Origin of the sequence: Streptomyces lunalinharesii (assembly GCF_039532155.1) — a bacterium.
GTDB classification, from domain to species: domain Bacteria; phylum Actinomycetota; class Actinomycetes; order Streptomycetales; family Streptomycetaceae; genus Streptomyces; species Streptomyces lunalinharesii.
The window spans coordinates 1-12811 of sequence record NZ_BAAARK010000015.1; the positions used below are offsets into that span (position 1 = coordinate 1).

The 12811-nt window shown below is 72.7% G+C and carries 10 protein-coding genes and 1 pseudogene; 8 read left to right on the plus strand and 3 right to left on the minus strand.

Going from position 1 to position 12811, the window contains the following annotated elements; all coding sequences use genetic code 11:
* Positions 1-121, plus strand: a pseudogene (locus tag ABD385_RS22225) (2-hydroxy-3-oxopropionate reductase); the annotation flags it as partial.
* Positions 122-327: 206 nt separating this feature from the next.
* Here the strand turns inward: ABD385_RS22225 and ABD385_RS22230 are convergent.
* Positions 328-1584, minus strand: coding sequence for a cytochrome P450 family protein (locus ABD385_RS22230; protein ID WP_425585453.1), 1257 nt, complete (start codon positions 1582-1584; stop codon positions 328-330).
* 171 nt (positions 1585-1755) lie between these two features.
* Here ABD385_RS22230 and ABD385_RS22235 point away from each other — a divergent pair, with 171 nt between their 5' ends.
* From ABD385_RS22235 to ABD385_RS22245, 3 genes are all read left to right on the plus strand, one after another.
* On the plus strand, positions 1756-1983 hold the full coding sequence (locus ABD385_RS22235; protein ID WP_344578879.1) for a hypothetical protein: 228 nt from the start codon (positions 1756-1758) through the stop codon (positions 1981-1983).
* A gap of 122 nt (positions 1984-2105) precedes the next feature.
* Complete coding sequence (locus tag ABD385_RS22240; RefSeq protein ID WP_344578883.1) at positions 2106-3575, plus strand: AlkA N-terminal domain-containing protein; 1470 nt, start codon at positions 2106-2108, stop codon at positions 3573-3575.
* Positions 3572-4081: a methylated-DNA--[protein]-cysteine S-methyltransferase gene (locus ABD385_RS22245; protein WP_344578886.1), complete on the plus strand. Its 510-nt coding sequence runs from the start codon at positions 3572-3574 to the stop codon at positions 4079-4081. The genes ABD385_RS22240 and ABD385_RS22245 overlap by 4 nt, the downstream gene beginning before the upstream one ends.
* Before the next feature lie 58 nt (positions 4082-4139).
* On the opposite strand, the gene ABD385_RS22250 is transcribed toward ABD385_RS22245, so the two are convergent.
* Both ABD385_RS22250 and ABD385_RS22255 read right to left on the minus strand, forming a co-directional pair.
* Positions 4140-4904 carry an SDR family oxidoreductase gene (locus tag ABD385_RS22250; protein WP_344578892.1) on the minus strand — a complete coding sequence of 255 codons (765 nt, stop codon included), beginning with the start codon at positions 4902-4904 and terminating at the stop codon, positions 4140-4142.
* A 186-nt stretch (positions 4905-5090) separates the two neighbouring features.
* A complete protein-coding gene (locus ABD385_RS22255; protein WP_344578897.1) occupies positions 5091-6089 on the minus strand; it encodes a ScbA/BarX family gamma-butyrolactone biosynthesis protein in 999 nt (332 codons plus the stop codon).
* 173 nt (positions 6090-6262) lie between these two features.
* On the opposite strand from ABD385_RS22255, the gene ABD385_RS22260 reads away from it, so the two are divergent.
* From ABD385_RS22260 to ABD385_RS22275, 4 genes are all read left to right on the plus strand, one after another.
* Positions 6263-6964, plus strand: a complete 702-nt coding sequence (locus ABD385_RS22260) for a ScbR family autoregulator-binding transcription factor (protein WP_344578899.1) — start codon at positions 6263-6265, stop codon at positions 6962-6964.
* 503 nt (positions 6965-7467) lie between these two features.
* Entirely contained in the window at positions 7468-9897 is a 2430-nt protein-coding gene (locus ABD385_RS22265; RefSeq protein ID WP_344578902.1) for an MFS transporter, read from the plus strand.
* Between the two features lie 960 nt (positions 9898-10857).
* Complete coding sequence (locus ABD385_RS22270; protein ID WP_344578904.1) at positions 10858-11556, plus strand: DUF4232 domain-containing protein; 699 nt, start codon at positions 10858-10860, stop codon at positions 11554-11556.
* A gap of 157 nt (positions 11557-11713) precedes the next feature.
* Positions 11714-12793 carry an NADH-quinone oxidoreductase subunit B family protein gene (locus ABD385_RS22275; protein ID WP_016573947.1) on the plus strand — a complete coding sequence of 360 codons (1080 nt, stop codon included), beginning with the start codon at positions 11714-11716 and terminating at the stop codon, positions 12791-12793.
* Positions 12794-12811 lie beyond the last annotated feature (18 nt).

Sequence of the window (12811 nt, forward strand, 5' to 3'; positions counted from 1 at the left end):
CGTCGGCTCCGTCGTCGCCTCCCTCGTCGCCTCCCTGCGCGCCCAGGGCGACGGCGGCCTGGACCACTCCGCCCTCCTGCGCGGCGTGGAACGCCTCTCCGGATACGACCTCAAGGGCTGAGACCCGGTAGCGGTCCCGGACCGCGACCGGCACCGGACAACCGGCGCCGTGACCGCCGCACTGCGGTCACGACGCCGGTTCGCCGTTTCCGGATGCGCCCGACCGCCGACGACGGCCAGGCCCAGGACCACCAGGCCCCACCAGCGATGCACAGCGCGCGGCAGCGGGCAGGTGAGTGCCCTTCCTGCCCGCCTCCGGGGGAGCGCTCAGTCCCGCCCCTCCGAAGCCTCCCGCAACGGGCCTAGGAACACCGGCAGTTGGGCCGGTCCGCGCATCAACCGCGTGCGCCGCCACGTCACCCCGTCCGTGCCGTCGGAACCCTCGGCGCCCTGGCGCCCGCCGGCCGCCAGCCGCAGTCCGGGGAACCGTGCGAGCAGGACCTCGAACGCGATCCGGGCCTCGGCGCGGGCCAGCGACGCCCCCAGGCAGTGGTGCGGACCGTGCCCGAACGACAGGTGCCCGCCCGGGCCCGACCGGTCCAGCCGCACGGCGTCCGGCTCGTCGAACCGCGCCGGATCGCGATTGGCGCCACCGGGGGAGACGAGCACCACCTCGCCCGCTCCGATGCGGACCCCGCCGAGTTCGAACGGTTCGGTGGCGTAGCGGAAGGTCGCCAGCGTCACCGGAGCCTCGTACCGCAGGAACTCCTCCACCGCGGCCGGCAGCAGCCCCGGATCGTCCCGCAGGCGGGCGTGCAGCGCGTCGTCGCGGAGCAGGGCCAGCGTCCCGTTGCCGATCAGGTGCGTCGTGGTCTCGTGCCCGGCGACCACCAACAGCACGGCCAGCGAGACGAGTTCGTGCTCGGACAGCCGGTCGCCGGCGTCCCGGGCGGCGATCAGCGCGCTGAGCACGTCGTCCCCGGGCGCCGTGCGCCGGGCCGCGATCAGCTCCGCCACGTATCCGGCCAGGGCGTGCGAGGCCCGGTCGGTGGTGTCCGGGTCCGCCGCCGCGAACAGGTCGTCGGACCACCGGCGCACCGCGGCCCGGTCTCCCTCCGGCACCGCCAGCAACTCGCAGATCACCGCGATCGGCAGCGGCACCGCGAACCCCTCGACCAGATCGACCGGACCGCCGGCCGCCGCCGCGGACTGCCCCAGCCCCGCGGCCAGCCCCTCCGCGATCTGTCGGATCCGCGGCTCCAGCCGGCCCACCGCCGCCGGGGTGAAGGCCGCCATGGCCAGTTTCCGCAGCCGGGCGTGGTCCGGCGGATCGGTGGCGAGCATGCTCCGGCTGACCGCCGGCGCCAGATCGCGGCCGGAGGGCCGGTCCGCGAAGTAGCGGGCGGTGTCCTTCGACAGCCGTGGGTCGGCCAGCGCCGCGCGCGCCTCGGCCCAGCCGGTCACCACCCACGTCGTGCGGTCCTTCCCGGTCCGTACCCGCTGCACCGGGCCGCGCGCCCGGAGCGCGGCGAGCAGCGGATACGGATCCCGGGAGAACTCGGCGGATTCCATGGGGTCGTTCACAGGCGTCCTCGGCTCTCGTTCGCGGTTCGAGTCCGCGCCCGCCGTCCCGGACCGGCCCGGGGACCACGCCCGCACCGGCGCCGGCGGTGCCGCCCGGCCGGGATCCCAACCATCCGGGTGAGATCCCGCCGCCGACGTGCGAGCGCGCGGAGCCCGGCGCACGCTGGAGGCATGTCCGAGCATCCGCCTGTCATCGTGCACCCACCGACACCGTCCGGTGGACGCCGGGTGACCGTGCACGGGCAGATCGTCGGCCTGGCCCACGGCCGCGGTGACGTCGCGGAGTTCCTGCGCCGCGCGGGCGTCGCCGATCCGGCCCACGACGTCACGCTGGACGACCCCCGCCTGATCGAGTGGCGCGGCGGCTCCCTGGACGACTGGCCGATGCCGCCGGCGTGACGCCCCCGGCCCGTGGACCGGGCGCCGCCCGCTGAGGCATCCACCGATCCACCGCACCACCCAACGCCATGTCCGATTCCCGCCAGAGCGCGGGCGCGCGATGGCGCACAGTGGGGGGTGTGATGAGCGAGGACAGCAGGTACGAGGCGGTGCGGAGCCGGGACGCCAGGTTCGACGGGGCGTTCTTCTTCGCGGTGTCCACGACCGGGATCTACTGCCGGCCGAGCTGCCCCGCCACCACCCCGCGAAGGCGCAACGTCAGCTTCTTCCCGACCGCCGCGGCGGCCCAGGGCTCCGGCTACCGGGCCTGCCGGCGGTGCCGCCCCGACGCGGTCCCCGGCTCGGCCGAGTGGAACGCCCGGGCCGACGTCGTGGGACGGGCGGTGCGACTGATCGGGGACGGCGTCGTCGACCGGGAGGGCGTCGCCGGGCTGGCGTCCCGGCTGGGCTACAGCGCCCGGCAACTCCAGCGGCAACTGACCGCCGAACTCGGCGCCGGGCCCACCGCACTGGCCCGGGCGCAGCGCGCGCACACCGCCCGGGTCCTGTTGCAGACCACCGGCCTGCCGATCGCCGAGATCGCCTTCGCCGCCGGCTTCGCCAGCGTCCGGCAGTTCAACGACACCGTCAAGGAGATCTACGCCCTCACCCCGAGCGGCCTGCGGGCGGTCCGCCCCGGCACCCGCAGCGGCCCGACGTCCCCGTCCGGCACGCCCGGCGTGCTGCCGCTGCGGCTGGCGTTCCGCGGCCCGTACGCGGCGCGGCAGGTCTTCGACCACTTGCAGGCGCGGGCGCTCGGCGGGATCGAGGAGGTCACCGGGGCGCCCGGCCGCCGCACCTACCGGCGGACCCTGCGACTGCCGCACGGCACCGGCATCGTGGAGGTCGACGAGGCCGTCGGCGACGGCTGGTTGGACTGCCGCCTGCACCTCGCCGAACTGCGCGACCTCACCACCGCCACCCAGCGCGTCCGCCGCCTGTTCGACCTCGACGCGGACCCGTACGCGGTCGGCGAACGGCTCGGTGCCGATCCCGTGCTGGCCCCGCTGGTCGCCCGTTCCCCCGGGCTGCGGTCCCCGGGCACCGTGGACCCGGTCGAACTCGCGGTGCGGGCCGTCCTCGCCCGCCGAACCGGCACCGGCGCCGGCCGGGACCTGGGCGAACGCCTGGTCGCCGGCTACGGGGAGCCGCTGCCGCGCCCGGTCGGCAGCCTCACCCACCTGTTCCCGCGGGCCGCTGAACTGGCCCGGGCCCCGCTCGCCGGGCTCGCCCCGTCCCCGTCGCGGGCCGCCGCACTGCGGTCCCTCGCCGCGGCGCTCGCCGCCCGGGACGTCGTCCTGGACGCCGGCACCGACCGCGACCGGGCCGAACGCGCCCTGCGCGCACTGCCGGGCATCGGCCCGTGGACCGCCGGTTACGTACGGATGCGGGCCCTGGGCGACCCCGACGTCCTCCTCGGCGCACCGCCCCCGGGCACCACTCCGGCACTCTGGAGCCCCTGGCGTTCCTACGCCACCCACTACCTCCACGCGGCCGACCCTGCCGGCACCCCGGCCCGGCACTCGCCCCAGGAAGAACGGATCGACGCATGACCCTGTACGCCACCCTCGACAGCCCCCTGGGCGAACTCCTCCTGGTGGGCGAGCGATCGGCGACCGCGCCCGGCGGCACCGCACTGGCCTCGCTCTCGGTACCGGACCAGAAGCGCGGGGCGGTCGTCCAGGAGGGCTGGACCCACGACCCGGCCGCGTTCGCCGAGATCGCCCGCCAGCTCCGCGCGTACTTCGACGGCGCGACGGCACCGTTCACCGTCGAGTGCGTGCCCCGCGGCACCGAATTCCAACAGCGCGTCTGGACCGCGCTGGAGGCCGTCCCGCGCGGCACGACCACCACCTACGGCGCGATCGCCACCGCCATCGGCGCGCCGCGCGGCGCCGTCCGCGCCATCGGCACGGCCATCGGCGCCAACCCGCTCCTGGTGGTCCGCCCCTGCCACCGCGTCATCGGCGCCGACGGCTCGCTCACCGGATACGCGGGCGGCCTGGCCCGCAAGCGGCTGCTGTTGGGACTGGAGGGCGTGGCACCGGACGCCGCCTAAGACGGCGCGGCCCGGCCCGGGTGCTCCGCACGGGGGTCGGAGCACCCGGGCGCGGCCGTCACAGCATCGACCCGCCGGTCACGTCGATGCGCTGCCCGGTGATCCAACGGGATGCGTCGGAGGCGAGGAAGGCGACGACGTCGGCCACGTCGGCCGGCCTGCCCAGCCGGTTGAACACCGAAATGGCGGCAAGTGCCGCGTGTGCCTCGGGAGTTGCCCGCATGGCGGCGTTCATGTCGGTTTCTATGAATCCGGGCGCCACGGTGTTCACCGTGATGCCGCGGTCGCCGACGTCCTTGGCGAGGGTGCGGGTGAGGGTGTCGATCGCCCCCTTGGAGACCCCGTAGGCGATCGTCGAGGGGAAGGCCGTGGTCGTCACCGCGGACGAGACGTTCACGATCCGCCCGCCGTCCCGCATCCGCCGCAGCCCGTGCTGGATCAGGAAGAACGGGGCTCTGGTGTTGATCGCGATGGTGCGGTCGAACTCCTCCGGCGTCACGTCGTCGATATGGCCGGGCAGGCTGATCGCGGCGTTGTTGACGAGGACGTCCAGGCCCGGTTCCGCGCCGGCCGCGGACAGTTCGGCGTCGAAGGCGGCGAACAGCGCCTCCGCGTCGCCCGGGACGCCCAGCTCGGCGGCGATCGCGAACGCCCGGCCGCCGGCCTCCTGGATGCTCTCGACGGTCTCCTTGGCCGCGATGTCGTTGGTCCCGTAGTGGACGGCGACCAGCGCGCCGTCCTGGGCGAGGCGCTGTGCGATGCCCCGGCCGATGCCGCGACTGGATCCCGTTACCAGTGCGGTCTTTCCGTAGAGGTCACCCATGGTGGTTGTCGGCCTTCCGTAGTGCTGAGCGCGGTTCGTTGTCACCGTGACCGGTGGATGCGCGGGCACGTCGGGCCGTCCGGTGAGTCAGCAGCATGGTGCGGCCGCGCCCGGGTCCGACCCGTTGCTCACCCGCACACGGCACGAGCCCTGAGGCTCGTGAAATCGGATGTGAGCCGTGGGGACTCAGAGGGGGGACCGGCACATGTCCAGTGCGGTCAGGGTGGAGACGAAGACCGGTTCGCCGTGTTGGGAGCCGGTGACTTCCACCGTGGTGGTGCCGGGAATCGCGCTCGGGATCCGGCGCGCTTCGATCAGGCAGGGGCTGCCGTGCTCCGCGTAGCGGCGGAACTCCGTGCCGAAGGCGTACGGGACGAAGGTCTCGGGCGCGGTCAGTGCGCGGGCGGCCTGCTGCGCCGCATCGAGGAGCGACAGCCCGGGGACGTGATCGTTCTCGGGGTTGACGACCGTGGCGTGTCCGGGGGCGATCCGCAACAGCCACGTGTCGAACCGGCCGGTGGGGGCGAGCAGCACGTCGTGGTCGGTGACGCTTCCGGTCAACTCCGGGGCCACTGCGGGGCTGATCGGGCCCGTGGCGCGGCGGGCCGCGAGGCGTTGGCCCCGGAGCCGGCGGTAGACCGCGGGTGTGGTGACGTTCACGCTGGAGTGACCCGTGGCGACGATGCGGCCCCCGGCGCGGAGCGTCATGTCGAACCGGCTGCTGGCCAGTACGCCGGCCCGCATGCGGGTCTTGCGGCAGAGGACGTCGATGGTCAGCCGAGTCGGTGCGTCCCCGAGGACGTGGTGTTCGGGATCCGTCGTGTAGACGAGGTCGTCGAGGATGAAGTGGTGGCCGAGCGGCACGCCGAACTCGGCGTGCGACAGCAGCAGACCTGCCTGGCGGATGGTTTCGCCGGCGAGCATGACGTGGGGCCGGCCGTGGCTCGGGACGAAGTACGGGTGATCATGGGGCCACCGGGCATCGACGGTGAAACGGCTCTCGTCGACCCGCCGCCACGACGTGATGAGGATGTCCTCGACGTGCGGGCGGTGCACGAACGCACCGGGCACGGCGAGACTCCCGCCGTGCTCCAGGCGGACCGCAGCGGGTCGATTCCACGCGGGCTGCGTGTGACGTCGGGTCGTGGGCCGATCTGTGGCGCTGACCTGCAACGTGTCGCTCATGACCGCCCCTAGGCATCAATACAGAGGACTTCCGGACAACGATTAAGATACGTACCATCCGGTTTTCTTTTCAATGCCGATGTCGAGGTACGGAGCAGCTGTGAATCTGGAGGAGACTTGGGTCGTAGCGAATTGCTGAGAGGCTCAGGCCTTTGAGGGACGGGAGGCGTTCTGTGGCACGTCAGGACCGCGCGATCAGGACTCGGCGAGTGATCTTGGAAGCCGCTGCGTCGGTCTTCGACGAGTTCGGCTTCGACCGCGCGACGATCGCGGAGATCCTCACGCGCGCGGGCGTGACCAAGGGCGCCCTGTATTTCCACTTCCCCTCCAAAGAGGATCTTGCGCTTGCGGTACTTCACGAGCAGGTGCTGGATATCGCCGTACGGCCACAGGCGATCAAGCTGCAGGAGTTCGTGGACGCCGGGCAGATCCTGGCCTACCGGCTCCGCCACGACGCGATCCAGCGTGGTGCCGCCCGTCTCGCCATCGAGCAGAGCTCGAACCACCTTGACCGCAAACAGTCGATGTCGGCGTGGTCGTCCTTCGTCGAAGGGCTCCTGAAGGAAGCCAAGGCGCGGGGCGAGGTGATGGGCAGCGTCAACGTACGGGACACCGCCGAGTTGTTCGTCGGTGCCTTCGCCGGGCTCCAGATGATGTCGAAGGCGTTCACCGACCAGACCGACCTCAGCCAACGGCTCACCGTCTTCTTCGAGCACACCCTTCCCACCATCGCCGTGCCCGCCATACTCGCCAAGCTCCGAGTCGATCCGGAGCGGGGGGCGCAACTCGACGCGGAACTCCAGCGGCACGCCGCCCTGGAGGACGAGGAGCACCTCGCCGAGGACGGGCCGAACCTGTTGGACGTGGCGCCGTAACGGAAGCGGTGGCTCGTCGTCGCGCGGCCCCGGCGAGGGCGGAAGTTCCGCCGCTGGTCCGGAAAGTCGGTTCTGTCCCGGCGTGACATCGATCGGAACGCTCCTTCCTTGACCCGCTCCTGGTCCCCCGGCCGGATGAATGTCAGTGGCGTGCGCTTCACTGGATCCAGTGTCAGTGACGAGTTCGGGGGAGAGCCGATGGCAGGGACGGCAAGCGGAGGCGGGCGCGGATCGAGGGGCGCGCGGGCCGGGATGGCTCCGGAGTGGGAGGGGGCGATCAGTCGTGCGGCGTACGGAAGTTGGTGTAGCGCGAGGCACTACCCGAGGAGCGTGAGGGAGATCACTGCTCGTGGGGTGAGACGGCCCGCTGGCTTGGAATAGCCCCTTGTGTTGAAACGTTCGTCATGCACGTATCAGGGGGTGCATTCCCCTGCCCGCGTAGCGCGCACCGCAGCGCACGGCGCACCCTTTCGCTTGCTCCTGCCGCCCTGGAGGCCGCCCGCATGACCCCGACGACGACCGACCAGCTTCCCGTGAGGACGGCGGATTCCGCCGCCGGGCCGCCGCCCGCCCTGCTCCCCGCGGGCGGGCACCGCAGAACGCGCGCCGGCATCGTCCCCGTCCTCGCCTTCGCCGGCATCGTCGTCGCGGTGATGCAGACGCTGCTGGTACCGGTCATCAAGGACCTGCCGACGCTGCTCGGCACCGCCTCCAGCAACGCCACCTGGGTCATGACGGCCACCCTCCTCGCCGGGGCCGTCGCCACCCCCATCATGGGGCGCCTCGGCGACCTCTACGGCAAGCGCCGGATGCTGCTGGTGAGCCTGGCCGTCATGGTCGTCGGCTCCCTGATCTGCGGATTCACCAGCCAGTTGGTCATCATGATCGTCGGCCGGGCGCTCCAGGGCTTCGCGATGGGCGCGATACCCCTCGGCATCGGGCTGATGCGTGACGAGCTGCCCCGGGAGCGGCTCGGCTCGGCCATGGCCCTGATGAGTTCCTCCATCGGCGTCGGTGGTGGTCTGGCGCTGCCCGCCGCGGCGTTGATCGCCCAACACGCCGACTGGCACGCGCTGTTCTTCGCCGCCGCCGGGCTCGGCGTGCTGTCGATCCTGCTCACCCTGTTCGCCGTTCCGGAGACCCCGGTGCGGGCGCCCGGACGCTTCGACGTCGCCGGCGCCATCGGCCTGTCCGTCGGACTCGTCGCCCTCCTGCTGCCGATCACCAAGGGCAGTGACTGGGGTTGGGCATCGCCGCGCACCCTCGTCCTGTTCGGGGTCGCGCTGGTGATCCTGGTCCTGTGGGGCGTGATGGAGCTGCGGATCGCCGATCCGCTGGTCGACCTGCGCACCAGCGCCCGGCGCGAGGTGCTGCTCACCAACCTCGCGTCCATCACCGTCGGAGTGGCGTTCTACGCGATCTCGCTGGTGCTGCCGCAGCTGCTCCAACTGCCCAAGTCGACCGGTTACGGCCTCGGCCAGTCGATGGTGGTCGCCGGGCTGTGCGTGGCACCGCTGGGGTTGACGATGATGTGCGTGGCGCCGCTGTACGCCCGGATCGCCTCCCGCCGCGGCCCCAAGGTCTCGCTGCTGCTGGGCATGCTGATCATCGGCATCGGCTACGGCGGGGGGATCGGCCTGATGCAGGCCCCCTGGCAGACCGTGATCATCGCGGTGGTGGTCGGCGCGGGCATCGGCCTGGCGTACTCCTCGCTCCCGGCGCTGATCATCGGGGCCGTCGACCCGTCCGAGACCGGCGCGGCCAACGGCCTGAACACCCTGATGCGTTCGATCGGCACCTCCGTGTCCAGCGCCGTGATCGGCATGGTGCTCGCCCACATGTCCGAGCCGCTGGGGCCGATCGTGGTGCCCACGATGGCCGGGTTCCGGTTCTCGTTCCTGATCGCCACGGCCGCGGTCGTGCTCGGTGTGCTGGTGGCGGCGTTCCTGCCGTCCCAGCGGAAGGCGGCCGGCACGCGGGTGGCGCAGAGCGCGGAGGGCGCCCCGGCCGCCGGCCAGGAGTCGACGGCGGTCCGGCCGCCGGCCGGTTCCCCGGTGGCTGCCGCCGCGTCCGAGGAGCCGCGTGCGACCGGGGCGCCGGTCGCGGAGCCGGCCGGAGCGGGCGAGGAGGTCGGTGCCGCTTTCCGCGGGCGGGTCGTCGATTCCGCCGGTGGGCCGGTCGCGGGCGCCACGGTCACGTTGATCGACCGGCACGGGCAGCAGGCCGGGGTCACCACGGCCGCGGCCGACGGCAGCTTCGCGCTGGCCGCCCCGACCGCCGGCACGTACGTCCTCACCGGCGCCGCTGCGGGCCACACCCCGCAGGCCGCCTCGGCCACGCACGACGGCGAGGGCACGGTGGCCGAGGTGCGACTGGCCCTGGTGCCCACCGGCAGCCGGCTCCGCGGCACCCTGCGGGGCGGTCCGGACGGCGCGGCGCTGGCCGACGCCGGCGTGGTGGTCACCGACGGCCGGGGGGACGTGGTGACCTGCACGTCCACCGATGCCGAGGGGCGCTGGGAGGTGGGCCAGTTGCCGGACGGTGACTACACGCTCGTCCTCAGTGCCGCGGGGCACCAGCCGGAGGCCCGTGCCGTGCAGTTGACCGGCGGTGAAGGGGCGGACTCCCCGAACCGGCCGGGCAGCCAGGACGTGCGGTTGCGGCCGACGGCCACGGTGCGCGGCACCGTCCGCGGGCCTGACGGACGGCCGTTGGCGGATGCCGCCGTGACGCTGCTGGAGGACGGCACGGTCACCGGCCACGCCGTCACCGGGCCGGACGGCGCCTACGCCTTCGCGGACCTGCAGGGCCGTCAGTACACGCTGTCGGCGGCCGGGTACCCGCCGCACGCGGAGCCCATATCCCTGACGGGCGGTGCGAACGAGCGACTGGACCTCGACCTGACACAACCGGGCGCCACCGGCGGGCGCTGACACCCCCGTCGCGCGACGACTCTTCGTCGGCCCTGGCCGCGGCCGACAGGCCCGGGCCTGTCTACGGTTGGCGGAGAGTCGTCAGCGGAGAGCCGTCAACTCCGCCTCGCCGCCCCGCAATTGGTAGGCGCGGGAGCGTAGTGGTGGTGGGGCGAGGCCTGGCCCTCCTCGGCGATGGGGGTCCGCCCGGCGGGCGTCGCGATGCGGGATTAGCCGTGTGGGGTTCGCCAGCGGCGACCGTCGGCCCGCGAACGTAACCCCCGGGCGGGCCTCCGCATCGACGCCCGGGCCCCTGCCACCCCGGTCGTCTCCGCGCCCGGCGCCGCCCCGGTCCCGAGGGCTGCCCGCGCCGAGGTCGTCTGCCCGGCGGCCGTCGGGTGGAGCGGGGGAGGGCCGGCGGAGGAGTGCGGCTCGGAGGTGCGGCCGGATACGGACGGTGCGGCGGTGTGGTGGCGCAGCCGGATGGCCGGTGCCCGGTGGCTGGAAAACGCCGTCGCCGTGCAACCTCGGCGTCAAGGAGAGCGTCTCGTCCACACCCTATGGTGGGATTTCGGTCGAGTGCGGACCCCCGGTCCGCCCCGGGCGCGCAGCGACTCCCTCGGCACCGGCGCTCGGGGATCGGCCCTGCGCACTTACCAGGGGCATGGGCCCGCGAGGTGGGGCGCCTGGGAATTCATGGGTTTTCTGAGGCCCGTGAGCAGGAAGGCTGAAACGGCCGAACCTCGTAGTGCCGCGCCCGCAAGCGCGCGGATTTCTGCGAGCCTGGGCGGCGCACCGGAGTTCCGCCTGGTCACACCGGGCGCCGGCGCAGCGTCGAGCCGGGCGTGCGGCGTCGTTAGTGGGGTGTTAGTGCCTCGTTAGCGGACCGGCAGTGCTCGGGAGCACGCTGGAAGAGCAACGGACGGACCGTACGCACCCACTGATACGAGGGTACCCACCAACCCCAGACGAGGGGGACTCATGTCGCTCACCTTCAAGACCCTCGGCCGCGGCCGCCGTGTCGCCGCCGGATCGCTGATCGCCGTCACCGCGCTGACGCTTTCCGCCTGCCAGAACGGCACGGACAGCGCATCGAAGTCCTCCTCGGCCGCGGCACCCGCCACGTCCAGCGCGAACGGTGCGCCGTCGGCCGGTGGCAGTGCGCAGTCCGCCGGCAACGGGGCCCGGCCCTCCGGTGTGGCCAAGCCGTCCGCCGGCTCCGCCGGGGTTCCCAACGCGAGCAAGGCCAACCCCTCGGGCATGACCGACCCGGACCGCTGCACCGCGGCGAACATGTCGCTGCACATGGGCCGCACCGACATCGGCGCGGGCAACATCCGCGTGCCGCTGGTCTTCACCAACAAGGGCAAGAAGGCGTGCTCGCTGCGCGGCTTCCCGGGCGTCTCGCTGATCCAGCGCGACGGCTCGTCGGTCGGCACGCCCGCCTCCCGCGAGGGCGGCGCCGGCGGCAGCGTGCGGCTGCAGCCCGGACAGAGCGCGCACGCGGTGCTGCACACGGTCAACGAGGGCGTCTCGGACATCCCGTGCTGGAAGAACTCGCAGATCGTGTTCGTCTACCCGCCCGGCTCCAAGGAGTCCATGACCACCGGCAGCAGCGGGCTGCGGGTGTGCGGCGGCACCTTCACCGTCACCACGGTGGAGTCGGGAGTGCCGTCCTGACGGCAGTCCCTCCCCGGGCCCGAGGGCCGTTCCGGCGCTGGTGCGTCACCGGAACGGCCCTCGTCGGCTCTCCTCGCCCCCTCGGCGGTGTTACCAAGGTTGACGGAAGCCGTGTCGAGCGCTTCCGCTGCCCACCTCCCCGAGGAGGCACATCGCCATGGATGCCGCACCTGCCACCGCGACCGCCCCGTCCGCACGGAAGGACGAGGAAGAGTCCCCGATCCACATCCTCTGGATCAACGCCGGCCTGAGCTGCGACGGTGACTCGGTCGCGCTGACCGCCGCGACCCAACCGAGTATCGAAGAGATCGCGCTGAGCGTGCTGCCGGGTCTGCCCAAGATCCAGGTGCACTGGCCACTGATCGACTTCGAGTGCGGGCCCACCCAGGGCGCGGACACCTTCATCGAGTGGTTCTTCAAGGGCGAGCGCGGTGAGATCGACCCGTTCGTGCTGGTCGTCGAGGGGTCCATCCCCAACGAAGCCATCAAGCCGGAGGGTTACTGGTGCGGCTTCGGCGACAACCCGGAGACCGGACAGCCGATCACCACCAGTGAGTGGATCGACCGACTGGCCCCCAAGGCGCTCGCCGTCGTCGCCATCGGCACCTGCGCCACGTACGGCGGCATCCACGCCATGGCCGGCAACCCGACCGGTGCCATGGGCGTGCCGGACTACCTGGGCTGGGACTGGAAGTCCAAGGCCGGCATCCCGATCGTGTGCGTACCGGGCTGCCCGATCAAGCCGGACAACTTCTCCGAGACCCTGGTCTACCTGCTCTACCAGGCGGCCGGCGCGGCCCCGATGATCCCGCTGGACGACCAGCTGCGGCCCACCTGGCTCTTCGGCGAGACCGTGCACGAGGGCTGCGACCGGGCCGGGTACTACGAGCAGGGCCAGTTCGCCACCACCTACGACTCGCCCAAGTGTCTGGTGAAGATCGGTTGCTGGGGTCCCGTGGTCAAATGCAATGTGCCCAAGCGGGGCTGGATGGACGGCATCGGCGGCTGCCCCAACGTCGGCGGGGTCTGCATCGCCTGCACCATGCCCGGCTTCCCCGACAAGTTCATGCCGTTCATGGACGAGCCGCCCGGCGCCAAGCTCTCCAGCACCGCCAGCTCCGCCTACGGCAACGTCGTCCGCCGACTGCGCGGCATCACCGCCCGGACCGTGGACCACGAACCCAAGTGGCGGCACCGCGGCGAGCAGCTGACCACCGGCTACCGCCGGCCCTGGTGACCCCACCCCGAACCGACG